Here is a 26,816-nt window from a genome sequence, read left to right on the forward strand (position 1 = left end):
AATAGATGCATGTAAAAAAGGGTGACAAGGTACAGGTTATTTCAGGTAAAGATAAAGGTAAACAAGGTGTGATCCTTGAAAGCTTTCCAAAGAAAGACCGTGTTCTTGTAGAAGGCGTTAATATCGTAAAGAAACACTCAAAACCGTCTCAAGTGAATCCACAAGGTGGAATCATTAGCCAAGAGGCACCTATTCATGTATCAAATGTAATGCCATTAGATCCTAAATCTGGTACTCCAACACGTGTTGGTTACAAAGATGTTGATGGCAAAAAGGTACGTGTAGCAAAAAAATCTGGTGAAGTTTTAGATAAATAGTAAACAAAGAAAGGAGGTACTTACATGAACCGCCTAAAAGAAAAATTTCAAAAAGAAATCACACCTGCTCTAATGAGCAAGTTTAACTATAAGTCTGTTATGCAGGTTCCGAAAGTAGAAAAAATCGTGATCAACATGGGTGTTGGTGACGCAGTACAAAACTCTAAAGTTTTAGATAACGCAGTAGAGGAATTAGCTGCTCTAAGTGGTCAAAAGCCAGTTGTAACTAGAGCTAAGAAATCAATCGCTGGTTTCCGTCTTCGTGAGGGTATGCCAATCGGTGCGAAAGTTACATTACGTGGTGAACGTATGTATGATTTCCTAGATAAGCTTGTTTCTATCTCACTTCCGCGTGTACGTGACTTCCGTGGTGTATCAAAGAAATCTTTTGATGGTCGTGGTAACTACACTTTAGGTGTAAAAGAACAATTAATTTTCCCTGAAATTGATTACGATAAAGTAAGTAAAGTTCGTGGTATGGATATCGTTATCGTAACAACTGCAAATACTGACGAAGAAGCTCGTGAGTTATTAACAGCGTTCGGTATGCCGTTCCAAAAGTAAAGGAGGCGAAAACGTGGCTAAAAAATCAATGATTGCGAAACAAAAACGCACACAGAAATTTAAAGTACAAGAGTACACTCGTTGCGAACGTTGCGGCCGTCCACACTCTGTATTACGTAAATTTAAATTATGCCGTATTTGTTTCCGTGAACTAGCTTATAAGGGTCAAATTCCTGGTGTAAAAAAAGCAAGTTGGTAAACCCCGAATTGGGAAGGAGGTAAAAATACTATGGTGATGACAGATCCAATTGCAGATATGCTTACTCGCATCCGTAATGCGAACATGGTTCGTCATGAGAAGCTTGAAATCCCTGCATCAAATATCAAAAGGGAAATCGCTGAAATTTTAAAGCGTGAAGGTTTCGTTCGTGACGTTGAATATATTGAGGATGATAAACAAGGTATTATCCGTATCTTCTTAAAGTACGGTGCAAACAATGAGCGCGTAATTACTGGTCTTAAGCGTATTAGTAAGCCTGGACTACGTGTTTATGCAAAATCTAACGAAGTACCACGTGTGTTAAACGGTTTAGGAATCGCGATCGTTTCAACTTCACAAGGTGTATTAACTGATAAAGAAGCTCGTCAAAAGCAAGCCGGCGGAGAAGTATTAGCTTACGTTTGGTAATAGCTTGAAAAGAATGGAGGTGTAGTACATGTCACGTATTGGTAAAAAACCAATCGAAATACCATCAGGTGTTACTGTAACTTTCAACGGTAATACTGTTACTGTTAAGGGACCAAAGGGCGAATTAACTCGTGCTTTCCATCCTGATATGCAAATCAATGTTGAAGAGAACGTAATTAGCGTTACTCGTCCAACTGATAATAAAGAACACCGTGCTCTTCATGGCACAACTCGTAGTCTTTTAGGAAACATGGTTGAAGGTGTATCCAAAGGTTTTGAAAGAGGTTTAGAGCTAATCGGGGTCGGATACCGTGCTCAAAAATCTGGCAATAAACTTGTCCTAAACGTTGGATATTCTCATCCAGTAGAAATCGTTCCAGAGACTGGCGTAGAAATCGATGTACCATCTAACACAAAGATCATTGTTAAAGGTATCGACAAAGAACGCGTTGGAGCGTTAGCTGCTAATATTCGTGGTGTACGTCCGCCTGAGCCTTATAAAGGAAAAGGTATTCGCTACGAAGGTGAATTTGTTCGTCGTAAGGAAGGTAAAACTGCGAAGTAAGCCTTTTTAGGTAAAAGAAAGGAGAGACGTAAATGATTACGAAACAGGATAAAAATGCAGTTCGTAGAAAAAGACATGCTCGTGTTCGTTCTCGTGTTTCAGGAACTGCTACTCGTCCTCGCTTAAATGTGTTCCGCTCAAATAAACACATTTACGCTCAATTAATCGATGATGTGAACTCAGTAACAATCGCAAGTGCTTCTACATTAGATAAAGAACTTTCTGTTGAAGGTGCTGGAAATGTAGATGCAGCTACAAAGGTTGGCGAACTAGTTGCAAAACGTGGAATTGAAAAAGGAATCAAAGAGGTTGTATTCGACCGCGGAGGTTACTTATATCACGGACGTGTTAAAGCACTAGCAGATGCTGCTCGTGAAGCTGGACTACAATTTTAATAAAAAAGGAGGGACATTATAGATGCGTCGCATTGATCCAAACAAATTAGAACTTGAAGAACGCGTAGTTACCGTTAACCGTGTAGCTAAGGTTGTTAAAGGTGGTCGTCGTTTCCGCTTTGCAGCACTAGTTGTTGTCGGTGATAAGAACGGACATGTTGGTTTTGGAACTGGTAAAGCTCAAGAAGTTCCAGATGCAATTCGTAAAGCAATTGAAGATGCTAAAAAGAATCTTGTTTCTGTACCAATGGTCGGAACAACAATTCCACACCAAGTAATTGGTCAATTTGGAGCAGGTGAAGTACTATTAAAACCTGCATCTGAAGGTACTGGAGTTATCGCTGGTGGACCAGTTCGTGCGGTATTAGAACTTGCTGGTGTTGGTGATATCCTTTCTAAGTCATTAGGAACAAATACTCCTGTAAATATGATTCGTGCTACAATAGAAGGATTAACTCAATTAAAGCGTGCTGAAGAAGTAGCTAAGTTACGTGGTAAATCAGTAGAAGAACTGTTAGGATAGGAGGGAAAACACATGTCAAATAAATTAGAAATCACCCTCACTCGCAGTGTCATTGGACGTCCTGAAGACCAACGTGTAACTGTTCGTACTCTTGGATTGAAAAAATTACATCAAACTGTTGTTCATGATGATAATGCTGCGATTCGCGGTATGATTAATAAAGTTGCTCACCTAGTTACGGTTAAAGAACAATAATCGAATTTTTTTCTGAAATAAGGAGGTGCCCAAATGAAACTTCATGAATTACAACCGGCTGAAGGTTCACGTAAAACACGTAACCGTGTAGGACGTGGAACTGGTTCAGGTAATGGTAAAACATCTGGTAAAGGTCATAAAGGTCAAAAAGCGCGTTCTGGTGGCGGTGTTCGTCCTGGATTTGAAGGTGGTCAAACGCCTCTATTCCAACGCCTACCAAAACGTGGTTTTACAAACATCAATCGCAAAGACTTTGCAATTGTTAACCTTGAAACATTAAATCGTTTCGAAGACGGAACAGAAGTTACACCTGAACTTTTAATTGAAACTGGCGTTGTAAGTAAACTTAATGCTGGTGTTAAGATCCTTGGAAAAGGTACTCTTGACAAAAAGCTAACAGTTAGAGCTCACAAATTCTCCTCTACTGCTCAACAAGCTATTGAAGCTGCTGGCGGAAAAACTGAGGTGATTTAATGTTTCAAACAATCTCCAATTTTATGCGCGTTGGTGATATAAGAAACAAGATTATATTCACCTTACTAATGTTAGTAGTATTTCGAATCGGCACCTTTATTCCAGTACCAAATGTAAATGCCGATGTTTTAAAAGCGACTGACAGCAATACAGCGTTTGGCCTTTTAAATACATTTGGTGGTGGAGCACTGTTTAACTTCTCAATCCTTGCAATGGGGATCATGCCTTACATTACTGCTTCAATTATTATTCAATTGTTGCAAATGGACGTTGTTCCTAAATTTACGGAATGGTCTAAGCAAGGAGAAGTTGGACGTCGTAAATTGGCTCAATTTACTCGTTATGGCACGATCGTGCTTGGCTTTATCCAAGCATTAGGTATGTCAATCGGTTTTAACAACATGTCAAACGGGATGTTAATTGAAAATCCAAACATTGGTACTTACCTACTAATTGCTGTAGTTCTAACTGCCGGAACAGCATTTTTAATGTGGTTAGGTGAACAGATTACAGCTAAAGGTGTTGGTAACGGAATTTCAATTATTATCTTTGCTGGTATTGTTGCCGCAATTCCTACGGCTGTAAATCAATACTATGTACAGCAGTTTCAAGATGCTGGAGACCAGTTATTCTTACGTATCATTACTGTTGTATTGTTGTTAATTGCCGTTATAGCTGTTGTTGTAGGTGTAATATTTGTACAACAAGCTTTACGAAAAATTCCAATCCAATATGCAAAGCGATTAGCTGCTAATAGCCCGGTTGGAGGACACTCTACTCATTTACCGTTAAAAGTAAATGCGGCTGGTGTTATTCCTGTAATCTTTGCAGTTTCCTTCATTATTACGCCACCAACGATTGCTTCGTTCTTTGGTCCTAATGCGGTAACTGAATGGATTCAAAAATATTTTGATTATACTCAGCCTGTTGGGATGATCATATATATCGCACTAATCATTGCGTTCACATATTTCTATACATTTGTTCAAGTTAATCCTGAGCAAATGGCAGATAATTTGAAAAAGCAAGGCGGCTATATTCCAGGGATTCGCCCAGGAAGAAATACGCAAGAGTATGTAACGAAAATTCTGTATCGATTAACATTTGTTGGTTCTATTTTCTTAGCAGCTATTTCTGTTCTTCCTGTATTCTTTATAAAATTTGCGAATTTACCGGAGTCTTTACAAATTGGTGGAACGAGCTTGCTCATCGTTATCGGTGTTGCACTGGAAACAATGAAGCAACTTGAAAGTCAACTTGTAAAACGCCATTATAAAGGATTTATCAAATAAGGTACTGGGAATACAATTTCCCAGCACCTCTAAGATAAAGAGGCTGAGGGGGCAAATCACTTGAACTTAGTATTAATGGGGCTTCCGGGTGCTGGTAAAGGTACTCAAGCTGAAAAAATAGTAGAAAAGTACAATATCCCTCATATCTCTACGGGAGATATGTTCCGTGCTGCAATAAAAGATGGAACAGAACTAGGGCTTCAGGCAAAGTCTTTTATGGATAAAGGTGAGCTTGTTCCTGATGAAGTTACGATCGGAATTGTCCGTGAGCGATTAAGCAAAGAAGATTGCAATAATGGTTTCTTACTTGATGGATTTCCACGTACCGTTCCACAAGCAGAAGCACTTGAGACAATTCTTACTGATCTCGATAAAAAAATTGACTATGTGATTAACATTGATGTCAATTCTGAAATCTTACTTGAGAGATTAACAGGTCGACGAATTTGTAAGGAATGTGGTTCTACGTACCACTTAGTATTTAACCCACCTACTCAGGAGGGTAAATGCGATAAGTGTGGCGGTGAACTTTATCAACGTGCAGATGATAATGCGGAAACAGTTGGAACTCGTCTACAAGTAAATATCGAGCAATCTAAGCCACTTCTTGACTTTTATCAGGAAAAGGGATATCTTCGCAATATCAATGGACAACAAGAAATAAACAAAGTTTTTGGTGATGTAGAGGAGCTTCTTGGGGGATTAAAGTAAATGATTATTTGCAAGTCACCAAGAGAGATCGAAATTATGCGCGAGGCTGGAAAGATCGTTGCATTGACACACCAAGAATTACAACAATATATTACTCCAGGGATTTCTACGGAAGAACTGGATACAATTGCTGAAAAGTTTATTCGTGGATTTGATGCAATTCCTTCTTTTAAAGGGTATAATGGTTTTCGCGGTAGTATCTGTACCTCTGTTAATGAAGAGTTGGTACATGGCATGCCAGGTAATCGCGTTTTACAAGATGGAGATATCATTAGTATCGACATCGGAGCGCAATACAACGGCTATCATGGTGACTCAGCTTGGACATATCCAGTAGGTACGATTCATAACGAAAATCAAAAACTTCTCACTGTAACCGAAGAATCCCTTTATCGAGGATTAGAGGAAGCAAAACCTGGTGTGCGTCTTTCAAATATTTCTCATGCAATCCAAGTTTATGTCGAAGCGAACAATTTCTCGATCGTACGAGAATATGTTGGTCACGGTGTGGGCAAAGAATTACATGAGGAGCCGCAAATTCCACATTACGGTCCTCCTAATAAAGGACCACGTTTAAAACCAGGAATGGTACTTGCCGTTGAACCGATGGTAAATGCAGGTAGTCGATACGTGAAGACGTTAGCAGATAACTGGACTGTTGTAACAGTCGATGGCAAAACGTGTGCGCATTTTGAACATACGATTGCTATTACAGAAACAGGGTATGAGATCTTAACAAAATTGTAAGGCACAAACCCTATTCATTAGAATAACATTCATCTAATTTTTGATTACGTATCTCCGGAAGTTCAGAGCAGTATTAAGGAAACTGGTCGATGGCAAACGTAAAGCAATGTTAGTGTGTATCGAAGTTTGTCAATGAGCAAGTTACTGATTTGAAGAAGGGAGAACATTCCAATGGCGAAAGACGATGTAATTGAAGTTGAAGGTACTGTTGCTGAAACATTACCTAATGCAATGTTTAAAGTTGAATTAGAGAATGGTCATACTGTTTTGGCCCATGTTTCTGGTAAAATTCGCATGCACTTTATTCGTATTTTACCCGGAGACAAGGTAACGGTTGAATTATCACCTTATGACTTGACTCGCGGTAGGATTACGTACCGTTTTAAATAAATGCGCTCCGAACTATCAAGGAGGTTTGAAAAATGAAAGTGAGACCATCAGTAAAACCTATCTGCGAAAAGTGTAAAGTTATTCGTAGAAAAGGTAAAGTAATGGTAATTTGTGAAAACCCAAAACATAAACAAAAACAAGGCTAAATAATAAGGAGGTGTACGTCTAAATGGCACGTATTGCTGGTGTTGATATTCCGCGTGAAAAACGTGTGGTTATATCTTTAACATATATTTTTGGAATCGGACGTCCAACTGCACAAAAGATCCTAGCAGAAGCTGGTGTTTCTGAAGATACACGAGTTCGTGATCTTACAGAAGACGAATTAAACAAGATCCGTGACATCGTTGACCGTTACAAAGTAGAAGGTGACCTTCGTCGTGAAGTATCACTTAACATCAAACGTTTAATCGAAATCGGTTCTTACCGTGGTCTACGTCATCGTCGTGGATTACCTGTAAGAGGTCAAAATACAAAAAATAACGCTCGTACACGTAAAGGACCTCGTCGTACTGTAGCAAACAAGAAGAAATAGTAAGGGAGGTAATGGATAAATGGCACGTAAAACGAATACTCGTAAACGTCGTGTAAAAAAGAATATTGAATCTGGTGTTGCACACATCCGTTCAACATTCAACAATACGATCGTAACAATTACAGATGCACACGGAAATGCAATTTCTTGGTCAAGTGCTGGTGCTCTTGGTTTCAGAGGTTCACGTAAGTCTACTCCATTCGCTGCACAAATGGCTGCTGAAACAGCTGCAAAAGCATCAATGGAACATGGTATGAGAACTCTTGAAGTAACTGTAAAAGGCCCTGGTGCAGGACGTGAAGCTGCAATTCGTGCTCTTCAAGCTGCTGGTCTTGAAGTTACAGCTATTAAAGATGTTACTCCAGTACCACATAACGGATGTCGCCCACCAAAACGTCGTCGTGTATAACATAATTACAAATACGACAAGACGTATTTGATCTTTTTCTGTATAAGATTTTTTATCCATGGCTATAATGGATTAATGGGTTTTGATAAACTTTTTTACTGTGTAAGGAAGCTTCAAATACTTTCTTATCTTATAAGTGTAACAAAGGCGTGAGTGAGTATTACTTACAAATCGCCGTGTTTTCTTTATAAGTTCTTTACAGAATAATCGAGTTGTTGTGCACAGTTAGGGAACTTAACTTTTGGGAATTTCGGTTAGACGTCTTTGATCATGGTCTAGCCGAGGTTTCGACGTTTTGAAGGAGGGTTTATAAATGATCGAAATTGAAAAACCAAAAATCGAAACGGTTGAAATCAGCGAAGATGCCAATTATGGTAAATTCGTCGTCGAGCCACTTGAGCGTGGATATGGAACAACTTTGGGTAACTCCTTACGTCGTATCCTATTATCTTCTCTCCCTGGTGCCGCTGTTACGTCTATCCAAATAGATGGGGTACTGCATGAGTTCTCAACAATCGAAGGCGTCGTCGAAGATGTAACATCTATTATCTTAAATGTGAAGAAATTAGCTCTTAAAATCTACTCAGATGATGAGAAGACTCTTGAGATTGATGTTCAAGGTGAAGGTCCAGTTAAAGCTTCTGATATCACGCATGACAGTGATGTTGAAATCTTAAACCCAGATCTACACATTGCAACTCTTGCTAAGGATGCACATTTTCGTGTGAGATTAACTGCAAAGCGCGGACGAGGATATTCTCCAGCTGATGCAAACAAGCGTGATGATCGACCAATCGGTGTTATTCCGATTGACTCCATCTATACACCAGTTGCACGTGTTAATTACCAAGTGGAAAATACACGTGTTGGACAGGTCGCGAACTTTGACAAACTGACTTTTGATGTTTGGACAGACGGCAGTACTGGTCCGAAAGAAGCGATTGCACTAGGTGCGAAAATCCTTACAGAACATTTAAATATTTTTGTAGGATTAACAGATGAAGCTCAAAATGCAGAAATTATGGTTGAAAAAGAAGAGGATCAAAAAGAGAAAGTCCTCGAGATGACAATTGAAGAATTGGATCTCTCTGTTCGTTCATATAACTGCTTAAAGAGAGCAGGAATCAATACGGTTCAAGAGCTTGCTCATAAAACTGAAGAAGATATGATGAAGGTACGTAACCTTGGTCGTAAATCTTTAGAAGAAGTTAAGGCTAAACTAGAAGAGCTTGGTTTAGGCTTACGTAAAGATGACTGACTCGGTTTGAATTATGCGAATTAGAGGCATCTTTCTCATCACGAAAGTCTATTGTTACAAGAGCCTAGTTATCTAATGCTTTGTCTTTCATAATAATTCAACAAAGGAGGGAATACCTCATGTCATACCAAAAATTAGGACGTACAAGCGCGCAACGTAAGGCGTTATTACGTGACCTTACTACTGACTTAATCATCAACGAGCGTATTGAAACTACTGAATCTCGCGCGAAGGAATTAAAATCAGTTGTAGAAAAAATGATTACATTAGGTAAGCGTGGTGATCTTCACGCTCGTCGTCAAGCTGCATCTTACATCCGTAACGAAGTAGCAAACGAAGAGACTGGTCAAGATGCGCTACAAAAATTATTCAGTGACATTGCAACTCGTTATGAAGAGCGTCAAGGTGGATACACTCGTATCATGAAAATCGGACCTCGTCGTGGTGACGGTGCTCCAATGGTTATCATTGAATTAGTTTAATTTTTATTTACTTATAAGGGCGGGACAGTTTTACAAACTGGTCTAAGCCCTTTTTATTTTACATTCATTATTTTTCAAAAAAGATAGAATTATCCATAAATAATATATTGCAATCCTTTTTAAACGAACACAATGCATAGCATTTCACCTTGAGGATAGGAATAACGCGTTCTTATTCCCTTGACAGATAAGGTAGAAACGAATAATTTTTTAGGTAGTAAGTTGGATTAAGAAATAGTATTATTTCTATGGAAATAATTTTTATTCAGTCTTTTGTTTGTGAATAAGTTTAAGGCGTCCAGCGGATGTTACAGATTTGAGCAAGTTCAATAATTTTTGGGTAAAATACGCTTTGGTGTATTTTGATAAGAAGGTAGAGGGGGATGAGAATGAGCGAGAACCTTTTAGTCGTTGATCAGATAAGCTATCAATATGCAGAAAATGCGAGTCCCGCGCTAGAAAATCTATCATTCTCTGTTCAAAAAGGAGAGTGGCTTGCGATTGTAGGTCACAACGGTTCTGGAAAATCAACCCTAGCACGTATTCTCAATGGGCTATTGTTGCCTCAGACTGGAGTAGTAACAATTGAGGGAGTACAGCTAAATGAAGATTCAATTTGGGATATTCGAAGGAAGATTGGGATGGTGTTTCAAAATCCGGATAATCAGTTCGTTGGAACAACTGTAAAAGATGATATTGCCTTTGGAATGGAAAACAACGGGATCCCACGAGAAACGATGGCCTCTCGAATTGAAAGAGTTATTGATATGGTAAATATGAGAGATTTTCTAGAGCATGAACCGCATCAGCTTTCAGGTGGACAAAAACAAAGAGTTGCAATTGCTGGTGTTCTTGCTGTCCAACCGGATTTAATCATCTTGGATGAGGCTACTTCAATGTTAGATCCAATCGGTCGCACTGAGGTTCTAGAAACGATAAGAGAAATTAAAAATGAGAGTCAGATTACGGTTATGTCAATTACCCATGACTTAGAGGAAGCAGCAAGAGCCGATCGAATTATTGTAATGAATCAGGGACAATTGTTCGCAGAAGGAAAACCCGAGGAGATTTTTGCGTTAGATGAAAAGCTTGTAGAAATTGGTTTGGATTTACCCTTTTCTGTAAAAGTATCTAAAAAACTACGAGCAATCGGTGTTCCTCTCTCTAAGAATCATATAACAGAAGAAGGCTTGGTGGATGAGTTATGGACATTACAATCGAGAATTTAGAACATCGCTATCAGATTCGTTCACCATTTGAAAGACTAGCCTTATATGATGTTAATGCGCAAATCAAATCTGGTTCATATACCGCTATAATCGGGCATACGGGTTCTGGAAAATCAACTATCCTCCAGCATTTAAATGGTCTCTTACAGCCAACCTCAGGTTCTATCACCATTGGAGAACGTACAATTAGTTCCAAACAAAAAGAAAAAAACCTTAAGTCGTTACGAAAGAACGTTGGAGTTGTATTCCAATTTCCCGAACATCAACTTTTTGAGGAAACAGTCGAGAAAGATATTTGTTTTGGACCACTAAATTTTGGGGTTCCATTAGAAGAAGCTAAAGAAAGAGCTAGACAAACCATAAAAATGGTCGGACTATCTGATGAATACTTAACGAAGTCACCTTTTGATTTAAGTGGAGGTCAAATGCGGCGGGTTGCGATTGCAGGGATTTTGGCGATGAACCCACAGGTTTTAGTCTTGGATGAGCCTACTGCAGGGCTAGACCCTAGGGGACGGTTTGAAATTATGGAGATGTTTTATAAACTCCATAAAGAAAACGGTCTGACAACAATCCTTGTAACGCATAGTATGGAGGATGCTTCCCGTTACGCTGATCAAATACTTGTCATGGAAAAAGGAACGATAAAATTTCAAGGAAGTCCTGTAGAGATATTCTCAAAACCTGAACAAGTTCTTCATTTAGGTTTGGATGTCCCTGAGGCAGTTAGATTAAAAGGACTGCTCGAAGAAAAGTTAGGAATTGAGATTCCAAGATCAGCTAGTCTGTCGGTGGATGAAATTGTTCAATATGTAGGAAATGCCCTTAACGATAAGGGGGTATTGAAATGAACATTATTATAGGTCGATATATACCTGGTCATTCGCTAATTCACCAAATGGATCCTAGAGCAAAGCTATTATTAATTTTCTTCTATGTGTTTATTGTTTTTTTAGCCAATTCAGTTCTTACCTATGCATTATTAGGGATTTATACTTTAGGAATTGTGTTATTAACAAAAGTCCAATTACGCTACATTTTGTCAGGATTGAAACCAATTTTATGGGTTATTCTCTTTACATTTATCCTTCATGTCTTTTTAACCAAAGAAGGAGACTTGTTAGTTGACCTTGGATGGCTTCAAATTTATGAAGGTGGCGTAACACAAGGGATTTTTATTTCATTACGGCTATTATTTTTAATTATTATGACTACAATATTAACATTAACAAGTACTCCGATTGAAATCACCGATGGCATGGAAAGCTTATTAGCTCCATTTAAAAAAATCGGTCTCCCAACACATGAGCTTGCGTTAATGATGTCGATTTCACTTCGGTTTATACCGACGTTAATGCAAGAAACAGAGAAAATAATGAAGGCACAGGCTGCAAGAGGAGTCGAATTTACGAGTGGACCGATAAAAGATCGCATGAAGGCTGTTGTTCCTTTATTAATTCCATTGTTTATAAGTTCATTTAAACGGGCAGAAGAACTTGCTATTGCGATGGAAGCAAGAGGTTATCGAGGTGGAGAAGGACGTACTAAATTACGTGTGCTACAATGGCGTGGTCTTGATACACTTATGTTAGTATTACTTTTTGCAATGGCAATGGTATTATTTTTACTACGAGGATAATGAGGGAAAAAATGAGTCGTTACAAATGCACCATTTCCTATGATGGAACCCATTTTTCAGGGTACCAGGTACAACCAAATAAACGAACAGTACAATCTGACTTCGAACTTGCTTTACAGAAAATGCATAAAGGAGAACAGGTGAAGACAGTAGCTTCTGGTCGAACAGATGCAACTGTACATGCACGTGGACAGGTTGTTCATTTTGATTCACCATTATCTATTCCAGTCGAAGGGTGGAAACGAGCTCTAAATTCGATGCTCCCTGAAGACATTCGCGTTCGTTCTGTTGAGGAAGTGGATCCAGACTTTCACGCACGTTTTGATGTGAAGGCGAAGGAATATCGCTATCGATTGTTAATGAGTGAAGAACCTTGCGTTTTTAAACGTCATTATACTCATTATTATACTTTCCCAATAGATCTTCTTGCGATGAGAGAAGCTTCGTTACGATTATTAGGTACACATGATTTTACGAGTTTCTGTGCTTCAAAAACGGAAGTACAAGATAAAATAAGAACCATATACGAGATTAATATTGAAAAACATGATGATGAACTTATTTTTTCGTTTATAGGAAATGGGTTCTTATATAACATGGTAAGAATATTAGTAGGCACTTTATTAGAAGTCGGAAGAGGTCAAAAAGACCCAACTATGATGGATTCGATCCTTTCCGGAAAGGACAGATCGCTTGCAGGAAAAACCGCGCCAGGTCAGGGATTATACCTTTGGCAGGTGTACTACGAAAAGTGGAAGGAATAGGAAACCCCCATATTGCTATAACAACTAATCCTGGTGTAACATTTCCTTGACATTACATCCTGAAAGTTATATTATATTTTAGTATGATATTTAAACACCACGTTAAAGCCCCGGAACTTTAATCGTGATTAAATACAAAATGAAACGTTAGTGAAATTAGGAGGGAAATTCATGCGTACAACATTTATGGCTAATGCTAGCAATATAGAGCGCAAATGGTATGTTGTAGATGCTGCAGGCAAAACTTTAGGTCGTTTATCAACTGAAGTTGCAACATTACTTCGTGGAAAACACAAACCAACTTACACACCACATGTTGACACTGGTGATAATGTAATCATTATCAATGCTGAAAAAATCGAATTAACTGGTAATAAATTAAATGACAAGATTTACTACCGTCACAGTCAATTCCCAGGCGGATTAAAATCAAGAACGGCATTAGAAATGCGTACAAACTATCCAACAAAAATGCTTGAACTTGCAATCAAAGGAATGCTTCCAAAAGGTTCACTTGGTCGTCAAATGGGTAAGAAGTTGCACGTTTATGCTGGAAGCGAACATCCACATCAAGCACAACAACCTGAAGTTTACGAACTTCGCGGTTAATTAATAAGGAGGGTATTAATTTGGCACAGGTACAATATTATGGCACTGGTCGTCGTAAAAGCTCTGTTGCGCGTGTACGTTTAGTTCCTGGCGACGGACGCATTGTAATCAACGGTCGTGACATTGCAGACTATATTCCATTCGAAGCTTTAAGAGAAGTTGTAAAACAACCTCTAAACGCTACTGAAACTTTAGGTAATTATGACGTTCTTGTTAACGTTAATGGCGGAGGATACACTGGTCAAGCTGGAGCTATCCGTCACGGTATCGCTCGTGCATTGCTACAAGCTGATCCTGAATTCCGTCCAGCATTAAAATCTGCAGGACTATTAACACGTGATCCGCGTATGAAAGAACGTAAAAAATACGGTCTTAAAGGCGCTCGTCGTGCACCTCAGTTCTCAAAACGTTAATTTTGGCGTTTCAAGGCTCTTTTCACTTTTGTGGAAAGGGTCTTTTTTGTGTTTTGGTTTAATGAAGTGGAATTCATACATCGTTACTCGAAGGAGTTCGATTTGAACAGGTTCTATTCGGACACGAGCCCCCAGTTTTTCATCAAGCGGTGTACGAATCAAGTACGTATTATGACAGAGCCTTTGGATATTTTCGAGGATGAGTCAGAATGAAGGCTGTATTTAGACACGAATCCCAGTATTCCATTAAGCTGTGTCCCAATCAAGCGCGTATTCTGACAGAGAGTATTGGATATAGTTGAGGATGAGTCAGAATCAAGAGGGTATTTAGACACGCCCGCCAGTATTCCATCAAGCAGTGGCCGAATCAAGTGCGTATTCAGACAGAGCCCTTGGATATTTTTGAGGATGAGTCAGAATCAAGAAGGTATTAAGACACGCCCGCCAGAATTTCATTAAGCAGTGTCGGAATCAAGTCTGCATTCTGATGAGGGTATTGGATATAGTCGAGAATGAGTCAGAATCAAGGTGGTATTTGGACACGGTCCCCCAAGATTTCATCAAGCAGTGTCCGAATCAAATACCTATTCGAAAATCAGCTTTGGATCCTACTAAACATCCTATAAGAGTAGCTATAATATAACTCGACGATACGGTGTACCAATAAGATTGGATTTAAAAAGTCGACAGTTATGGGAATAATACCATTAGACTTATTAGATTAGCGAGGATTATTATTAAAGAGAACACTCAAAAAATCTAAATACATTTATCGGGATGAGGTCACTAGTAAAAAAGTCTCCACTTTTTAATTTTGGTAGTTCTTACATTGACCAACTTTCATGAATGTTATGTATAATGAATGTTAAAGGCTTGTAAATAGGAGGTATGAAATATGAGTGGGTTTCCTAAAGATGCGATGCGTATGCTAAAAGAGACGAGTCGTACATTTTATATACCGATTACATTCTTGCAGAAGGAATTAAAGTATTCGGTTGCATCTGCTTATTTAGTATTTCGTGCGATTGATGAAATTGAAGACCATGAAGAGATAGACAATGATGTGAAATATACAGTTTTAGCAAAGTTAAGTGATTTATTCAAACAACCATTTGATAATGAAGAATATCTAAGAATACTTGGACCAATAAAAGATAAAATGCCTGAAGTGACAATTCGTTTAGAAGAATGGCTAGAGGCATGTCCGAAGGATGCTTTGACGATCGTTACAAATGCTGCTTGTGAGATGGCATCGGGAATGGCAAAATGGTCAAAAGCAAATTGGAGTATTCGTACACGTGAAGATTTGGATGACTATACATATTACGTTGCAGGACTTGTTGGAGTGATGCTATCAGACCTTTGGGAGCATTACGGCGGAGAAAAGACAGATCGGGAATTAGCAATTGGTTATGGTCGTGGACTTCAGGCTGTAAACATTTTGCGGAATCAGAAGGAAGATTTGGACGAACGTGGTGTAAGCTTTGTTCCTGACGGTTGGAATCGTGCCGATTTATTCGAATACGCTGAGGAAAACTTGGCAAAAGCCGATTTGTATATGAAATCTCTTAAAAGAAAAAGCATTATATTATTTTGTCGTTTACCTCTTGCCTTGGCACATAAAACGTTACAAGCATTGAAAGATGGTCGGGAGAAAATGACGCGTGCTGAAGTAGAGCAAACAGTGGAAGAAGTACAGACCAAATAGCATAATGTTATTAAGTCTAGAGACCTTGTCTGCTGTGACGTAACATGAGTGTGTGAATTTAGAATAAGGGCAGGTGTTAGTGATGGCCAACTCAATTGAGCAAAGAAAATCTCAACATATTCAAATTACTCTGAACGAAAAAGTTACAGGAGAATCAATTTCAACAGGTTTAGAGCAGCTTGTGTTCATTCATAATGCACTCCCTGAAATTGATTTTGATGATATCTCTATTAAAACCACATTCCTTGGCTTTGAATGCCAAACTCCGTTTCTCATCAGTTCGATGACGGGTGGGACAGGCCTAGCGGAGGCGATTAACCGAAACTTGGCTATAGCTGCTGAGGAAAGGGGTTGGGCTCTAGCACTCGGATCAACTCGGGCGCTACTCGACAGTGACGGACATGCTTCCTCTTTTCAGGTGAGGGAATATGCACCAAGCGTCCCAATTATAGCTAACTTAGGAGCGGTTCAGTTAAATTTCGGATATGGAGTCGAGGAATGCAGGCGAATTATCGAGATGACCGATTCGGATATGCTCGTTCTTCATTTGAACAGTATCCAGGAAGTGATTCAAGATAATGGAGATACGAATTTTAAAGGGTTATTAAAGAAGATTGAACAACTATGCAAAACACTGGGGGTACCTGTCGGGGTTAAAGAAGTCGGATGGGGAATTGATGATAAAACAGCTAAAAAGTTAGTTGATGCAGGAGTTGCATTTATTGATGTTGCAGGAGCCGGTGGGACTTCGTGGAGCCAGGTTGAAAAGTTCCGGTCCAATGACCCAATTCGTCGGGCTGCTGCTGAAGCATTTAGCGAGTGGGGGATTCCGACGGTGGAATCAATCAGATTGGTTCGTGGTGAAATTGGAGAACGTCCATTGATAGCCAGTGGTGGAATGCAGACGGGACTTGACGGTGCCAAAGTCATCGCAATGGGAGCTGATCTTGTCGGATTCGGACGATCTATCCTGAAAGAAGCGACCCAGAGCGTGGAAGATGTTGTTGAAGTAATGAAAGTTCGAGAAATGGAACTTCGAATGTCAATGTTCGGAATCGGTGCGGCAACGATTCAGGAGTTAAAGGAAACACCTCGCTTAAAGGGGAAATGATCTGATGCCCTACAATATTGTCATAGATTAATGTTTTGTTTATAGTGGAAGACTCTCAACAATTGGTTGGGAGTCTTTTTTTGAGTAATTATATTCCTTCGCTTAGTCAACTAACTGATTTTTGACCGCATATAGCGCTGCTTGTGTCCGGTCAGCTAATTCGAGTTTTGCCAACAGGTTTGAAACATGGGTTTTGACTGTTTTTTCAGTGATGAATAAGGAACTTGCGATTTCCTTATTGCTTTTTCCTTTGGCAATTTCCTTTAACACGTCTACTTCTCTTTTTGTTAATTCCTCAAATACTTGTTTCGCCTGGTTCTTGTAAGATGATAAATTGGCCAGGAGGTGTGAGGTTGCTTTTGGGTGAAGCTGATTTTCACCGCCCATGATTCTTTTAATTGAGGATACAAGGTCATCAGGCTCAATGTCTTTTAATTGGTATCCGGACGCTCCTGCTTCTAGGGCAGGTATGACGTGGTCTTGATCAGAAAAACTGGTCAACATCATGATTTTGATGTCAGGTTGTTCTTTTTTGATTACTCTTGTTGCCTGGATACCGTCCATCTCAGGCATAACCAAGTCCATGAGAATTAAATCCGGTTTTAATGATTGTGCTTGTTGTATGGCTTCTTTTCCATTTGCCGCTTCTCCGACAATCATCATGTCTTTTTGTGTACGAAGGAAAAAGACTAGGCCACGCCTGACTACATGATGGTCGTCTACTATTAATATCCGTATACTCACTTACATATCCCCCTAAAACGGGATCTGGACTTCTATTTCTGTTCCAATTCCCGGCTTACTTTGTAAAGCAAAAGTCCCGTTTAAGCTTTCAGTCCTTATTTTCATATTTCGCAACCCCAACGAGAGGATTTCAGAATTTACTTCATAGTGGAAGCCACATCCCTTATCCCTAATGTTCATTTTTACACCAGCTTCAGAGGCTTGTAATTCTAAATCTACTTTAGTTGTCTGTGAATGCTTTTTACAATTGGCTAGAGCCTCTTGCCCAATGCGCCACAACGATTCCTCTACTTTTCCGGGCAGGTTGGCTGCGCCTGTTAGTTTTGTTTCGATAGAAAGGCCTAACATCTCAGCGTAGCTTCGTAAGGCACTAACGAGGCCATTTTCAAGTCCCTCTGGCCGTAGTTGCCAGATTAGTGCTCTCATTTCACCAAGAGCCTCTTGGGCCATATCTTGTAGATAGGTGAACGTTTGTTTGACTTCGTTACTTTCTGTCAATTCAACCCCAGCCCTAGCGGTAAGACTTAATGAAAAAAGGAGTTGATTAACGGAGTCGTGAAGGTCCCTTGCCAAACGGTTTCGCTCAGCAACGAGTGCTGTCTTTTGCTCACGTTGGGTTAGTTTAATTCTTTTCAATGCAGTTCCGATTTGGTAGGCTACAGCCTCTAGTAAGGCGAGTTCATTTTTCTCGAAATTTGTTTTGTTTGGAGCCCCCACATTTAAGATCCCAAACCGTTCTTGGCCAGCACGGAGCGGGACAGTGGCGTGATGAGTCAGACCACCTGTTTCTCCTGCCTCCTCATCAAGAACATCCTCAATTCGTTTACATTCGATAATATTTGTTGCTTTATGGAGTTGTTGATTATTATATTTGTTTACACACCAGCACTTACCATGGCACATCCGTCGCTTATGATCAAAGGCTAAAGCAGGCGGTAGGGCTTCGTCAGCAATAAGACGATGTGTGCCATCGTCATCTATTAAAAATATCCAACCTGTTTGAAGGCCTGTTACTTGAAGAAGTTTTTTCAAGACAACCTTCAATACGTCTTCTGTGTCTGTTCCTTCGTTTAAAAGCTCAGCTATCTCTTTTAAAATGTTGAGTTGTTGATATCTGTCCTTACCTGACATTGTTCTCCCTCCGCCACGAAGTATCTGTTTCCATTATATCGTATTTATAATTTTCAGATTCTGTTTTATCTAATAAGTTTACCGTTAGCACTCGAAACCTGCAATAATTCTACTATTTCTCGATTAGGCCCTTCATAAAAGACTGTTTGCCACCCATTTTCAAGTTCATAAGGACCCTCCATTTTCCGAAGTGCTTTACATCGGGCCATTACATCCGTCAGATTATTGACCTCAAAACAGATATGAGTGTTTAACTGGTCTTCTTCATTACTAGAGACTAATTCAAGTCGAAAGTCACCTAAAGTTAAAAATACAATTTCTTCTTCCATGAATATAAAGTGTGATTCTTTCTCAAAACCGAATTCTCTTTTTAAAAATTCAATAGAATTTTTAAGATGACTTACATGAACGCCAACATGATGGATCTTCATAGCTAAACCTCCAATTATATAATCAGGTTCATATCACCGAATTCATGCCATAAATAACCGGCATCAATGGCATGTTCGTAAGCCTGGAGCAGATACTGTTTAGAAATAAAGGCAGAAAGCATATCAAGATGGCTAGCCTTTGGCTCATGCAATCCCGTTATGATACCGTCAGCAATTTTCAAAGGAAAGTGTTCATTGATATATAAATTTGTTACCCCTGAAAGTGCACCTGATATCGCAAAAGTCTCAAGTGCTCGAACAACAGTCGTTCCTACGGCTATAACTCTTTTACCGGCAGCTTTTGTCTCAAGGATTCTTTGTTTGGTTTGTTCAGATATATGGTATTCTTCTTCGTTCTCTTCCGGGGTTTGGTGCCACTTGTCATCAAGCAAATAACTCAGCCCAGTATGAAGTTGTATAAAATCAATCTGAATTCCTTTTCGCATTAGTGTAAATAACAGTTCCCAGCTAAAGGCTCTACCAGCTGAGGGCATCTCGACCGAACCAGGATGGCTTGCGAAAACCGTTTGATAATAGTCCAAATCCCAGGGATGATTGATATATTCATAACGCACAGGTTCTCCGAGACGATAGAACATGTTTAATAGGTCAGAGCCCTTCTTAGCAAACTTCAATATAGCTAATGGCGTATTCTCCTTTATACCAATTACCATTGCCGAAAGCTCAGGAGCAAATATGAAGGTGTCGCCCATATTTGTATAATCCTGAACAATGAGTGCCTCCCATGTATTCTCCGTAAGACGTCTGGCCAGACGGACTTCGACTTTGGTTCCAATTTTTCCGTTACTTAGTCGCTTTGCATGGAAAACTGCTGGTATGGTGCGACTGTTATTTAAAATAACAAGATCTCCTGGCTGTAGATATTCAGGTAAATGAAAGAAAAGGTCATGTTGGATCTTACCGTAATTCCGATCAAGCATCATCATCCGGACGTGATCTCTTCTGATACCACGCTCTTCAGGGGGAAGGGAAGCATTTAATTCATTTGGAAGGTAAAAGTCTAAGGCATTGTCTACCATGTCCTACACCTCCTCGTCAGATTGAGCTGAAAATCGTTTGCCATTTATGCCTTTTGCTCGATCAGATGCTAAATATAAGAATATATCAACTACTTCTTCCGGTTTTGCTAAAGGATAATCGCAATCTGGAACAGCAAGTCTGTGCATATCAGTGTCCATTTCACCAGGGTCGACCATATTAATCCGAATTCCGGTCTCGCTTAATTCATCGGCCCATGTTTGGGTAATCCCTTCAACAGCGAATTTTGAAACTCCATATGCTCCCCAGCCTCCATAACCAATGTGACCAGCCTCTGAAGTAACATTGATAATGGAACCTTGGTTACGTTCCAGCATTCCTAGGCAAACCCTTTTTGTAACTAAAAAGGTTGATACTGCATTCACCATTAATACTTCAGCAAAGTCTTCTTCAGGATAATCAAGAAGTAGGGGCATTGGGCTCGGGCCTAACATAGAAGCATTATTAATCAAAACATCAATCTGTCCATAAGCCTCCTCGGTAATTGAAACGAATCGATCTACATCTCTGGAGCGGGAAACATCTGCAGTAATTGCAAGTACTTTTGCCCCTAAACTCTCTGCTTCTTGCTTGACTTTAAATAGACCATCTTCTGACCTCGCACAAATTGCAAGCCTTGCACCTTCCTTGGCAAAGGATAATGTCAGTGCTCTCCCTAAACCTTTTGAAGCACCAGTAATCATTACAACTTTATTTTTCATTTTTATCTCTCCTTTTGTTATCGATGATTTAAGCATACCGATTCCTGAAAAATCCATCTTCGTAAAAAAGCTTGAACTTTTCTACGACTTTGGGATGAGATTCATACTTATGCAATTCCTGATAGGAGGAATAAATACCGATAAGGGACAACCTTTCGTCAAAATTCAAGTTATTTCGAGCAACACAGAAACATATGATTGATTAAGAATATACACAAACGTAAAGGGTGGGTGGAAAATGAGTCGAATCCAAAAATCAATACTCGGTGCTTTTATTGGTGTATCTTCGGCAGGTATGTGGTTGATCGTCGATCTTTTACTTCCGGAACCAATCGGGGATTATTTGTTGTTTCTCATCATGGGTATAGTCCATATGGTCATTGGCTGGCAAATAGCAAGATTGGTTGGAAAGCAAAAAGAAGGTTCACCAGTGGAAGGGCAAGAAAGTCTAAAGACATCCGATATATAGAGATGAAGGCTCTCAAATCATAAGATTGAGGGCCTTTACCGTGTATGCATAGTTTATTTTGGAAGTTAAGGTAGTTTGTGTTTAGCGCATGTTTACGCGGATGCAGTAGGAAACTATCTGTCAAAGGGGGTTTCTTATACGATGAATGTAATTACAACCTTCAAGGAAAAACGGAAAGAGAAGCAAATCAAGTATGAACGGAAAATGTTGCGTGAGCTCTCATTAGAAGAATTAAAGAAGAATGTCGTGGACTCATTTAGTAGTTTTTTTAGAATGGATTCCATACTTGGCAGTGCAATTGAAGAAGGATGTATTGATGTTGCAATAGAAGCATACCTACTCGGTGCGAAATATAGCAAGTTTGGTTATTATGGAGAATCTGTAGAAGAAGTACGGATGCGCTGTTACCGATTTGAAAAGAATCTAATTGATGCGTTATATGAGTTCATTTGCTACTGGGGGCATATAGGCGACCAAGGCTTTGTCAATGAGTCTCTTTATTATGCTTGCGAGCACTATGTGACCTATTGGTGGACGGAAGGTTTCCAGAAAGGAGAAAAAAGATACCGCCTAAAATTGCATTAGAATTTTTAATCATATATACTCTCCTTGTCCCATATATTTACACATAGGGACATGCAGGAGGGAAATGATGAATAAGAAACTTAAAATTACTAGTATCCTTTTAGGAGCTGTTGTTTTATTTTTAATTATACAATATCGATTTATGGATAAAGATGTTTGGGACCCGTGGAGTTTACCCTTATCAGGGAAGGTCATAATTATAGACCCTGGACACGGTGGCCCAGATGGGGGCGCCGATAACGGGGACGTGCTAGAAAAAGACATTGCCCTAGAAATCTCCAAAAAGCTCCGTGACTACTTGCAGCAACAGGGTGCTTTTGTACAAATGATACGGGAAGAAGATACAGATTTAGCCCCTGAAGGAATGAGAGGGTACAGTAAACGGAAGACAGAAGATTTGAAGAAACGAGTTCAAACCATTAATGAATCAGATGCGGATTTATTTATAAGTATTCATTTAAATGCCATTCCGTCTCCTCAATGGAGAGGCGCGCAAACCTTTTATTTTAGTACCTACAAGGAAAATGAAGCAGTAGCCAAATTTATTCAAGATGAGCTTCGAAACAATCTCGGAAATACAACACGACAAGCAAAAGCGATCAACGGTGTTTATTTATTAAAAAGTGCGAAAAAACCTGGTGCACTTGTAGAGGTAGGATTCCTATCAAATCCGGAGGAAAAAGCACTATTAGTTCAAGATAAATACCAAGACAAGGTCGCAGCCTCCATTTATACGGGTATAAACCGCTATTTCTCCAACGAATCAAACCCACCTGAATAAGTGTGGGTATTTTTATGTAGCTATGACACTCCTCACACTGTAATTTGGGACAGGTATGATATAATATAGGTGGAGTGAAACCGAATACAGTTTAGGTGGTGTTTTATTATGTTAACTGAGCAACAAGTAAAAGAAGTATTAAATCAACTGCAAGATCCATTCTTACATAGAACATTCGAAGAAACGAATGCAATCCAAGAGGTTAAAATAAAAGAAGAAAAGAAACATGTTAGCGTAAAAGTTGCTTTATCAAAGACTGGTACTGGTGAGCAGCTACAGCTTCAATCTACAATTGTTAATGCATTAAAACAAGCGGGAGCAGAATCTGTAGGACTTCGTTTTACTGACTTATCACCAGAGGAACTCGCGAAATTTAAGACTGAAACAGCGGGTGAATCTGCTCCTTTATTATCCCCAGTAAATCAAACTACCTTTATTGCGGTAGCAAGTGGTAAGGGTGGAGTAGGTAAATCTACCGTCTCTGTAAACTTAGCAGTGTCTTTAGCTAGACTAGGCAAAAAGGTTGGAATTATTGATGCAGATATTTACGGATTCAGTGTTCCAGATATGATGGGTATTACAAAGCGCCCTGTTGTTCGAGGAGAAAAGATTATCCCTGTTGAAAGAAAAGGGGTAAAAGTCATTTCAATGGGCTTCTTTGTGGAAGACAATTCACCCGTTATTTGGCGTGGTCCCATGCTCGGAAAAATGTTAAATAACTTCTTTAATGAAGTCGAATGGGGAGAGCTAGATTACTTAGTTCTAGATTTACCGCCTGGTACAGGTGATGTAGCATTAGATGTTCATACTATGCTTCCACATTGTAAAGAAATCATTGTGACAACACCACACCCTACAGCAGCATTTGTAGCAGCCAGAGCGGGTGCGATGGCTCTTCGTACAGAACACGAAGTACTTGGTGTCATTGAAAATATGTCTTATTTTGAAAGCAAAGTAACAGGCGAAAAGGAATATGTGTTTGGTAAAGGTGGCGGGGAGAAACTTGCGGAAGATCTTCAAACATCCTTACTAGGGAAAATTCCATTAGGTCAGCCTGATTGGAATGACGACGACTTTGCGCCATCTGTTTATGACGAAAGTCATCCAACTGGAAAAATCTACAACGAAATTGCAAAACGAGTAATTGATGCCATTTAAATTAAAAAGAACCTCCTGAATTTCAGGGGGTTCTTTATATAGAGAGGAGGACTAGCTATTTCCGGTTCCTTCACCTTCGTCTTTTTTCGCTTTTTCTGCTTTTTGCATATCCTCTGCTGCTTTAATGAGAATGTCTTCTATTTTCGCTTTATATAATGGGCTCTCAAGTGTTTCGCTAATTACGACTTGGAGATGCTTTCTAAACTCCTGACTTTTAAGAACATCGGTAAATTGTTGTTCCATCTCAGGATTCTTTAAAATATCCATCACCATTTTTTGATAATCGGGATCCTTCATTAAGTCTTTAATGAGCTTTTCGTGCTCCGTTTGCATACTTTTTGCGTATTCTTCTACAAACTTTGTGTCCTCGAACGTCTTTTTCCAAAATTCAACCCCGTTGTCAGAAGTAAGGGTTTCACGGATGGCATCTTTTACAACGACTTGGTCCATGACGAGATGCTGCTTAATCTTTTCATCTCGCATGAGTTCCTCAACTGCCTTTTTGCCGTCATCGGTTTTCAATATATCGACAACCATTTTTTTCGTCTCTTCATAGTCCATTCGATTTTGTTCAACATTCGCTGGGGCACACCCAACTATTGCTAATAGAAAACTAAAAATGAGGAGGAGCGACATCCATTTTCTCATTTATAAGCTCCTTTCATAAGGGATCCTTACTTGTTAATATGCTTTTTTTGTTAAAAAATATTCACTGATTGCATGCTGAGAAACTGGCATTTATCCCCGACACTTTGGTACAATCATAATTGAATATATAGAGTGGGGGATTTTGTCGTGAAAAGTCGAAATTGGGTAAGATTGTTCCTGTCTACCTTGCTAATAGGCGCAATAAGCACAATCATTACCGGATTTGCTGTTAAATGGAGTGAATATAAAGAGTTATTTATTGCATCGGATTTTGTCGAAATACTTATGGTCATATTTTGGCTCATCGGTGTTGGATTTATTTTTAGTATTATTAGCCAAATGGGTTTCTTTGCCTACTTATCAGTTCATCGAATTGGACAAGGTCTGTTTAAAGGTGCATGGAGTCCAGCTCAAATTGTGTTAATAGCTTTTGTATTGTTTGACTTAATTTATTTTCGCTTTCAGGTATTTGCAACAGAGGGTGAGAGTATTTCCTCATATGTATGGGTTCCTGTTGGGATATTCGTTTTTTCATTAATCATTGCCTACTTTAAAAGCAAACAGACAAACCGAAAGGCGTTCATACCAGCTGCATTCTTTATGTTTGTTGTTACTGTAATTGAATGGGTGCCAGCAATTAGAGCAAATGACGAGAGTTGGTTGTATTTAATGATTTTTCCTCTATTAATTTGCAACGCTTATCAATTATTAATACTTCCAAAAATTACGAAACAAAAAAGCTGACCCTAGGGATCAGCTTTTTTGTTATCATTCATTCGACAACTTCACTTTTTACATCCGCATTATTTAGCATGTCACTTACTGTTACAAATGACAGACCTTTACCTTTAATGCCTTTCAATACTCCAGGAAGTGCTTCAGCAGTCTGCTTAGCTGAATCTGAGGCGTGGAATAAGATAATGTCTCCGCTCTTTACCTTGTCTATTACATTGCTCGTAATTTTAGCTACACCAGGATTGTTCCAATCATTTGAATCAATACTCCAGTGGATGAGAGTATATCCAAGAGAATCCAAAACCTTTACTACCCTGGAGTCAAAATTCCCATCAGGTGTTCTAAAGAAGGAAATAGTTTTGACACCCATTTTCTTAAATGAATCTTGTGCCTTATAAACATCCTTTTTAATTTGGGCATCATCTAATTCTGTATAGTTTTTATAATCATATCCCTTAATGCCAATTTGATGACCATCCTTCACAATCCGTTCAACAATTTGGGGATGCCGCTCAGCCCACGATGCAGAAAGGAAAAAGGTCGCATTAGTCACACCTGAATTTTTTAAGGTATCGATAATCGGCAAGGCCTTTGTATCTCCCCAACTAATATTAAAAGTAAGAGCAACAGTCTTTTCGCTTTTTTCTCCTGTATAAATCACGCGTGGTCCATTTTCAGTTGAAAAAACAGGAGAAATATTGCCTTTTTCTATATAAAAGATACTGGCGGTAAACAATGAAGCGAAAAGTACAATTAATGTTTGCTTAATCCTCTTGCTACTCAGGATGTAGAAAAAATTCATTTTTATCCTCCTTGTCCAAAGAATCTTCTGTCTAAATAATATGCTTGTCATCCATATTTATGTGCAAATATCTTCGAAAAATCAATTCATAAAATAACTAAATATGGTAATAACTAGAATTACAACAAACATGAGGTGAAACTATGATTGGATTATTAGTTGATCAGGTGGAAGTTAAAGAATTAGAATACCTTCTAAAAAGAGAGATGGACGAAATATTGTTTGATGTAGAAGATGCACGAATAGACCATATAGTAAAACGAGCAATGGAAGAAAGATATCAAATCTTATTTCGCTTATTTAAAAGAATTGCTGACCCAACAGAGTGCAGCAGGTATATTCGCACAAAGAAAGTAAACAGTAAAAAGGGTTAGAAGAGGCAAAGAGGATTATATAATGTCAATATGGTCCTCTTTTATTATAAATTATTTTTTTTATAAAGATTATTGACATGAGATTCAGACGATGATATATTAATAAACGTCGTCGCTGACGATAAAGATTTCCAAAAAAAGTTTTAAAAAGTTGTTGACTTAAAATGGTCAACATGTTATATTAAAAAAGTCGCCTCGGAGCGGCAAACCAAAAAAGTTCTTTGAAAACTGAACACAATA

Annotated in this window: 39 protein-coding genes and 1 pseudogene; 33 read left to right on the forward strand and 7 right to left on the reverse strand. The window is 39.0% G+C overall.

Annotated features, from left to right (window positions below):
* Positions 1-5 precede the first annotated feature (5 nt).
* The 27 genes and pseudogenes from rplX to fni all read left to right on the forward strand — a co-directional run bounded on the left by rplX (position 6) and on the right by fni (position 16,958).
* Positions 6-317 (forward strand): 50S ribosomal protein L24, encoded by a 312-nt coding sequence (rplX, locus tag CKK03_RS23000; protein WP_099364825.1) that lies wholly within the window; start codon positions 6-8, stop codon positions 315-317.
* 24 nt (positions 318-341) lie between these two features.
* On the forward strand, positions 342-881 hold the full coding sequence (gene rplE, locus CKK03_RS23005) for a 50S ribosomal protein L5 (protein WP_099352749.1): 540 nt from the start codon (positions 342-344) through the stop codon (positions 879-881).
* A 13-nt stretch (positions 882-894) separates the two neighbouring features.
* On the forward strand, positions 895-1,080 hold the full coding sequence (gene rpsN / locus CKK03_RS23010; RefSeq protein WP_010285078.1) for a 30S ribosomal protein S14: 186 nt from the start codon (positions 895-897) through the stop codon (positions 1,078-1,080).
* A gap of 30 nt (positions 1,081-1,110) precedes the next feature.
* Entirely contained in the window at positions 1,111-1,509 is a 399-nt protein-coding gene (gene rpsH / locus CKK03_RS23015) for a 30S ribosomal protein S8 (protein ID WP_099352750.1), read from the forward strand.
* Positions 1,510-1,537: 28 nt separating this feature from the next.
* The gene (gene rplF, locus CKK03_RS23020) at positions 1,538-2,074 is read left to right on the forward strand and encodes a 50S ribosomal protein L6 (RefSeq protein WP_099364826.1); all 537 of its coding nucleotides are present in this window, start codon (positions 1,538-1,540) and stop codon (positions 2,072-2,074) included.
* Between the two features lie 32 nt (positions 2,075-2,106).
* On the forward strand, positions 2,107-2,469 hold the full coding sequence (rplR, locus tag CKK03_RS23025) for a 50S ribosomal protein L18 (protein WP_099364827.1): 363 nt from the start codon (positions 2,107-2,109) through the stop codon (positions 2,467-2,469).
* Positions 2,470-2,491: 22 nt separating this feature from the next.
* Positions 2,492-2,992 (forward strand): 30S ribosomal protein S5, encoded by a 501-nt coding sequence (gene rpsE / locus CKK03_RS23030; RefSeq protein ID WP_099352753.1) that lies wholly within the window; start codon positions 2,492-2,494, stop codon positions 2,990-2,992.
* A 12-nt stretch (positions 2,993-3,004) separates the two neighbouring features.
* Complete coding sequence (gene rpmD / locus CKK03_RS23035) at positions 3,005-3,187, forward strand: 50S ribosomal protein L30 (RefSeq protein WP_099364828.1); 183 nt, start codon at positions 3,005-3,007, stop codon at positions 3,185-3,187.
* 33 nt (positions 3,188-3,220) lie between these two features.
* Positions 3,221-3,661 (forward strand): 50S ribosomal protein L15, encoded by a 441-nt coding sequence (rplO, locus tag CKK03_RS23040; RefSeq protein WP_099352754.1) that lies wholly within the window; start codon positions 3,221-3,223, stop codon positions 3,659-3,661.
* Positions 3,661-4,953, forward strand: a complete 1,293-nt coding sequence (secY, locus tag CKK03_RS23045; protein WP_099364829.1) for a preprotein translocase subunit SecY — start codon at positions 3,661-3,663, stop codon at positions 4,951-4,953. The genes rplO and secY overlap by 1 nt, the downstream gene beginning before the upstream one ends.
* Positions 4,954-5,013: 60 nt before the next feature.
* Positions 5,014-5,664, forward strand: a complete 651-nt coding sequence (locus CKK03_RS23050; RefSeq protein WP_099364830.1) for an adenylate kinase — start codon at positions 5,014-5,016, stop codon at positions 5,662-5,664.
* Complete coding sequence (gene map, locus CKK03_RS23055) at positions 5,665-6,411, forward strand: type I methionyl aminopeptidase (protein WP_099364831.1); 747 nt, start codon at positions 5,665-5,667, stop codon at positions 6,409-6,411.
* A 30-nt stretch (positions 6,412-6,441) separates the two neighbouring features.
* Positions 6,442-6,605, forward strand: a pseudogene (locus CKK03_RS24085) (KOW domain-containing RNA-binding protein); the annotation flags it as partial.
* Complete coding sequence (gene infA, locus CKK03_RS23065; protein WP_010285101.1) at positions 6,583-6,801, forward strand: translation initiation factor IF-1; 219 nt, start codon at positions 6,583-6,585, stop codon at positions 6,799-6,801. The pseudogene CKK03_RS24085 and the gene infA, both read left to right, overlap by 23 nt.
* A 32-nt stretch (positions 6,802-6,833) precedes the next feature.
* A complete protein-coding gene (gene rpmJ / locus CKK03_RS23070) occupies positions 6,834-6,947 on the forward strand; it encodes a 50S ribosomal protein L36 (protein ID WP_003156543.1) in 114 nt (37 codons plus the stop codon).
* A gap of 23 nt (positions 6,948-6,970) precedes the next feature.
* Complete coding sequence (gene rpsM, locus CKK03_RS23075; protein WP_010285107.1) at positions 6,971-7,336, forward strand: 30S ribosomal protein S13; 366 nt, start codon at positions 6,971-6,973, stop codon at positions 7,334-7,336.
* 19 nt (positions 7,337-7,355) lie between these two features.
* Entirely contained in the window at positions 7,356-7,745 is a 390-nt protein-coding gene (gene rpsK / locus CKK03_RS23080; RefSeq protein WP_010285108.1) for a 30S ribosomal protein S11, read from the forward strand.
* 313 nt (positions 7,746-8,058) lie between these two features.
* Complete coding sequence (locus CKK03_RS23085; protein WP_099352760.1) at positions 8,059-9,003, forward strand: DNA-directed RNA polymerase subunit alpha; 945 nt, start codon at positions 8,059-8,061, stop codon at positions 9,001-9,003.
* Positions 9,004-9,122: 119 nt separating this feature from the next.
* Positions 9,123-9,485, forward strand: coding sequence for a 50S ribosomal protein L17 (rplQ, locus tag CKK03_RS23090; RefSeq protein ID WP_099364832.1), 363 nt, complete (start codon positions 9,123-9,125; stop codon positions 9,483-9,485).
* A gap of 389 nt (positions 9,486-9,874) precedes the next feature.
* Complete coding sequence (locus tag CKK03_RS23095) at positions 9,875-10,714, forward strand: energy-coupling factor ABC transporter ATP-binding protein (RefSeq protein WP_099364833.1); 840 nt, start codon at positions 9,875-9,877, stop codon at positions 10,712-10,714.
* The gene (locus CKK03_RS23100) at positions 10,690-11,565 is read left to right on the forward strand and encodes an energy-coupling factor ABC transporter ATP-binding protein (RefSeq protein WP_099364834.1); all 876 of its coding nucleotides are present in this window, start codon (positions 10,690-10,692) and stop codon (positions 11,563-11,565) included. Before CKK03_RS23095 ends, CKK03_RS23100 begins: the two co-directional genes overlap by 25 nt.
* Positions 11,562-12,353, forward strand: a complete 792-nt coding sequence (locus tag CKK03_RS23105; protein ID WP_304220135.1) for an energy-coupling factor transporter transmembrane component T family protein — start codon at positions 11,562-11,564, stop codon at positions 12,351-12,353. The genes CKK03_RS23100 and CKK03_RS23105 overlap by 4 nt, the downstream gene beginning before the upstream one ends.
* A gap of 11 nt (positions 12,354-12,364) precedes the next feature.
* Positions 12,365-13,117 (forward strand): tRNA pseudouridine(38-40) synthase TruA, encoded by a 753-nt coding sequence (truA, locus tag CKK03_RS23110; protein ID WP_099364836.1) that lies wholly within the window; start codon positions 12,365-12,367, stop codon positions 13,115-13,117.
* Between the two features lie 171 nt (positions 13,118-13,288).
* Positions 13,289-13,726, forward strand: a complete 438-nt coding sequence (rplM, locus tag CKK03_RS23115) for a 50S ribosomal protein L13 (RefSeq protein ID WP_099352766.1) — start codon at positions 13,289-13,291, stop codon at positions 13,724-13,726.
* A 20-nt stretch (positions 13,727-13,746) separates the two neighbouring features.
* Complete coding sequence (gene rpsI / locus CKK03_RS23120) at positions 13,747-14,139, forward strand: 30S ribosomal protein S9 (RefSeq protein ID WP_099352767.1); 393 nt, start codon at positions 13,747-13,749, stop codon at positions 14,137-14,139.
* An 895-nt stretch (positions 14,140-15,034) separates the two neighbouring features.
* Complete coding sequence (locus tag CKK03_RS23125) at positions 15,035-15,847, forward strand: squalene/phytoene synthase family protein (protein WP_099364837.1); 813 nt, start codon at positions 15,035-15,037, stop codon at positions 15,845-15,847.
* Between the two features lie 82 nt (positions 15,848-15,929).
* Complete coding sequence (gene fni / locus CKK03_RS23130) at positions 15,930-16,958, forward strand: type 2 isopentenyl-diphosphate Delta-isomerase (protein ID WP_099364838.1); 1,029 nt, start codon at positions 15,930-15,932, stop codon at positions 16,956-16,958.
* Between the two features lie 102 nt (positions 16,959-17,060).
* On the opposite strand, the gene CKK03_RS23135 is transcribed toward fni, so the two are convergent.
* The 5 genes from CKK03_RS23135 to CKK03_RS23155 form a co-directional block, all read right to left on the reverse strand.
* Positions 17,061-17,702 carry a response regulator gene (locus CKK03_RS23135; protein WP_099364839.1) on the reverse strand — a complete coding sequence of 214 codons (642 nt, stop codon included), beginning with the start codon at positions 17,700-17,702 and terminating at the stop codon, positions 17,061-17,063.
* A 12-nt stretch (positions 17,703-17,714) separates the two neighbouring features.
* Positions 17,715-18,833: a GAF domain-containing sensor histidine kinase gene (locus tag CKK03_RS23140; RefSeq protein ID WP_099364840.1), complete on the reverse strand. Its 1,119-nt coding sequence runs from the start codon at positions 18,831-18,833 to the stop codon at positions 17,715-17,717.
* Positions 18,834-18,898: 65 nt separating this feature from the next.
* Positions 18,899-19,264 (reverse strand): VOC family protein, encoded by a 366-nt coding sequence (locus CKK03_RS23145; RefSeq protein ID WP_099364841.1) that lies wholly within the window; start codon positions 19,262-19,264, stop codon positions 18,899-18,901.
* A 14-nt stretch (positions 19,265-19,278) separates the two neighbouring features.
* Positions 19,279-20,304: an S-adenosylmethionine:tRNA ribosyltransferase-isomerase gene (locus CKK03_RS23150; RefSeq protein ID WP_099364842.1), complete on the reverse strand. Its 1,026-nt coding sequence runs from the start codon at positions 20,302-20,304 to the stop codon at positions 19,279-19,281.
* 3 nt (positions 20,305-20,307) lie between these two features.
* On the reverse strand, positions 20,308-21,024 hold the full coding sequence (locus tag CKK03_RS23155) for an SDR family NAD(P)-dependent oxidoreductase (RefSeq protein WP_099364843.1): 717 nt from the start codon (positions 21,022-21,024) through the stop codon (positions 20,308-20,310).
* Positions 21,025-21,262: 238 nt separating this feature from the next.
* Between CKK03_RS23155 and CKK03_RS23160 the strand changes: the two genes are divergently transcribed.
* From CKK03_RS23160 to salA, 4 genes are all read left to right on the forward strand, one after another.
* On the forward strand, positions 21,263-21,493 hold the full coding sequence (locus CKK03_RS23160; RefSeq protein WP_099364844.1) for a hypothetical protein: 231 nt from the start codon (positions 21,263-21,265) through the stop codon (positions 21,491-21,493).
* A gap of 141 nt (positions 21,494-21,634) precedes the next feature.
* The gene (locus tag CKK03_RS23165; RefSeq protein ID WP_099364845.1) at positions 21,635-22,078 is read left to right on the forward strand and encodes a YbaK family protein; all 444 of its coding nucleotides are present in this window, start codon (positions 21,635-21,637) and stop codon (positions 22,076-22,078) included.
* 67 nt (positions 22,079-22,145) lie between these two features.
* Positions 22,146-22,859, forward strand: coding sequence for an N-acetylmuramoyl-L-alanine amidase CwlD (cwlD, locus tag CKK03_RS23170; RefSeq protein WP_099364846.1), 714 nt, complete (start codon positions 22,146-22,148; stop codon positions 22,857-22,859).
* A gap of 108 nt (positions 22,860-22,967) precedes the next feature.
* Positions 22,968-24,017 (forward strand): iron-sulfur carrier protein/transcriptional regulator SalA, encoded by a 1,050-nt coding sequence (gene salA, locus CKK03_RS23175; protein WP_099364847.1) that lies wholly within the window; start codon positions 22,968-22,970, stop codon positions 24,015-24,017.
* A 51-nt stretch (positions 24,018-24,068) separates the two neighbouring features.
* On the opposite strand, the gene gerD is transcribed toward salA, so the two are convergent.
* A complete protein-coding gene (gerD, locus tag CKK03_RS23180) occupies positions 24,069-24,665 on the reverse strand; it encodes a spore germination lipoprotein GerD (protein WP_099364848.1) in 597 nt (198 codons plus the stop codon).
* Between the two features lie 147 nt (positions 24,666-24,812).
* Here gerD and CKK03_RS23185 point away from each other — a divergent pair, with 147 nt between their 5' ends.
* Positions 24,813-25,409, forward strand: coding sequence for a KinB-signaling pathway activation protein (locus CKK03_RS23185; RefSeq protein WP_099364849.1), 597 nt, complete (start codon positions 24,813-24,815; stop codon positions 25,407-25,409).
* Positions 25,410-25,437: 28 nt separating this feature from the next.
* Here the strand turns inward: CKK03_RS23185 and pdaB are convergent, their stop codons facing one another.
* Positions 25,438-26,202 (reverse strand): polysaccharide deacetylase family sporulation protein PdaB, encoded by a 765-nt coding sequence (gene pdaB, locus CKK03_RS23190; protein WP_099364850.1) that lies wholly within the window; start codon positions 26,200-26,202, stop codon positions 25,438-25,440.
* A gap of 143 nt (positions 26,203-26,345) precedes the next feature.
* Between pdaB and CKK03_RS23195 the strand changes: the two genes are divergently transcribed.
* Positions 26,346-26,576, forward strand: a complete 231-nt coding sequence (locus tag CKK03_RS23195; protein WP_099364851.1) for a hypothetical protein — start codon at positions 26,346-26,348, stop codon at positions 26,574-26,576.
* The last annotated feature ends 240 nt before the right edge of the window (positions 26,577-26,816 follow it).

This window comes from Fredinandcohnia onubensis (assembly GCF_002734215.1).
GTDB lineage: Bacteria > Bacillota > Bacilli > Bacillales > Bacillaceae_L > Ferdinandcohnia > Ferdinandcohnia onubensis.

Coding starts and splice junctions, on each gene's coding strand:
- rpsH (WP_099352750.1), top strand. CDS start 1,111: ATGGTGATGACAGATCCAATTGCAGATATGCTTACTCGCATCCGTAAT.
- rplX (WP_099364825.1), top strand. CDS start 6: ATGCATGTAAAAAAGGGTGACAAGGTACAGGTTATTTCAGGTAAAGAT.
- rplO (WP_099352754.1), top strand. CDS start 3,221: ATGAAACTTCATGAATTACAACCGGCTGAAGGTTCACGTAAAACACGT.
- CKK03_RS23125 (WP_099364837.1), top strand. CDS start 15,035: ATGAGTGGGTTTCCTAAAGATGCGATGCGTATGCTAAAAGAGACGAGT.
- CKK03_RS23100 (WP_099364834.1), top strand. CDS start 10,690: ATGGACATTACAATCGAGAATTTAGAACATCGCTATCAGATTCGTTCA.
- salA (WP_099364847.1), top strand. CDS start 22,968: ATGTTAACTGAGCAACAAGTAAAAGAAGTATTAAATCAACTGCAAGAT.
- rplQ (WP_099364832.1), top strand. CDS start 9,123: ATGTCATACCAAAAATTAGGACGTACAAGCGCGCAACGTAAGGCGTTA.
- rpmJ (WP_003156543.1), top strand. CDS start 6,834: ATGAAAGTGAGACCATCAGTAAAACCTATCTGCGAAAAGTGTAAAGTT.
- infA (WP_010285101.1), top strand. CDS start 6,583: ATGGCGAAAGACGATGTAATTGAAGTTGAAGGTACTGTTGCTGAAACA.
- fni (WP_099364838.1), top strand. CDS start 15,930: ATGGCCAACTCAATTGAGCAAAGAAAATCTCAACATATTCAAATTACT.
- rpsM (WP_010285107.1), top strand. CDS start 6,971: ATGGCACGTATTGCTGGTGTTGATATTCCGCGTGAAAAACGTGTGGTT.
- rpsE (WP_099352753.1), top strand. CDS start 2,492: ATGCGTCGCATTGATCCAAACAAATTAGAACTTGAAGAACGCGTAGTT.
- pdaB (WP_099364850.1), bottom strand. CDS start 26,202: ATGAATTTTTTCTACATCCTGAGTAGCAAGAGGATTAAGCAAACATTA.
- rplE (WP_099352749.1), top strand. CDS start 342: ATGAACCGCCTAAAAGAAAAATTTCAAAAAGAAATCACACCTGCTCTA.
- rplF (WP_099364826.1), top strand. CDS start 1,538: ATGTCACGTATTGGTAAAAAACCAATCGAAATACCATCAGGTGTTACT.
- CKK03_RS23195 (WP_099364851.1), top strand. CDS start 26,346: ATGATTGGATTATTAGTTGATCAGGTGGAAGTTAAAGAATTAGAATAC.
- CKK03_RS23140 (WP_099364840.1), bottom strand. CDS start 18,833: ATGTCAGGTAAGGACAGATATCAACAACTCAACATTTTAAAAGAGATA.
- map (WP_099364831.1), top strand. CDS start 5,665: ATGATTATTTGCAAGTCACCAAGAGAGATCGAAATTATGCGCGAGGCT.
- cwlD (WP_099364846.1), top strand. CDS start 22,146: ATGAATAAGAAACTTAAAATTACTAGTATCCTTTTAGGAGCTGTTGTT.
- CKK03_RS23095 (WP_099364833.1), top strand. CDS start 9,875: ATGAGCGAGAACCTTTTAGTCGTTGATCAGATAAGCTATCAATATGCA.
- truA (WP_099364836.1), top strand. CDS start 12,365: ATGAGTCGTTACAAATGCACCATTTCCTATGATGGAACCCATTTTTCA.
- CKK03_RS23165 (WP_099364845.1), top strand. CDS start 21,635: ATGAATGTAATTACAACCTTCAAGGAAAAACGGAAAGAGAAGCAAATC.
- gerD (WP_099364848.1), bottom strand. CDS start 24,665: ATGAGAAAATGGATGTCGCTCCTCCTCATTTTTAGTTTTCTATTAGCA.
- CKK03_RS23085 (WP_099352760.1), top strand. CDS start 8,059: ATGATCGAAATTGAAAAACCAAAAATCGAAACGGTTGAAATCAGCGAA.
- CKK03_RS23105 (WP_304220135.1), top strand. CDS start 11,562: ATGAACATTATTATAGGTCGATATATACCTGGTCATTCGCTAATTCAC.
- CKK03_RS23145 (WP_099364841.1), bottom strand. CDS start 19,264: ATGAAGATCCATCATGTTGGCGTTCATGTAAGTCATCTTAAAAATTCT.
- rplR (WP_099364827.1), top strand. CDS start 2,107: ATGATTACGAAACAGGATAAAAATGCAGTTCGTAGAAAAAGACATGCT.
- CKK03_RS23160 (WP_099364844.1), top strand. CDS start 21,263: ATGAGTCGAATCCAAAAATCAATACTCGGTGCTTTTATTGGTGTATCT.
- CKK03_RS23155 (WP_099364843.1), bottom strand. CDS start 21,024: ATGAAAAATAAAGTTGTAATGATTACTGGTGCTTCAAAAGGTTTAGGG.
- rplM (WP_099352766.1), top strand. CDS start 13,289: ATGCGTACAACATTTATGGCTAATGCTAGCAATATAGAGCGCAAATGG.
- rpsK (WP_010285108.1), top strand. CDS start 7,356: ATGGCACGTAAAACGAATACTCGTAAACGTCGTGTAAAAAAGAATATT.
- CKK03_RS23150 (WP_099364842.1), bottom strand. CDS start 20,304: ATGGTAGACAATGCCTTAGACTTTTACCTTCCAAATGAATTAAATGCT.
- rpmD (WP_099364828.1), top strand. CDS start 3,005: ATGTCAAATAAATTAGAAATCACCCTCACTCGCAGTGTCATTGGACGT.
- secY (WP_099364829.1), top strand. CDS start 3,661: ATGTTTCAAACAATCTCCAATTTTATGCGCGTTGGTGATATAAGAAAC.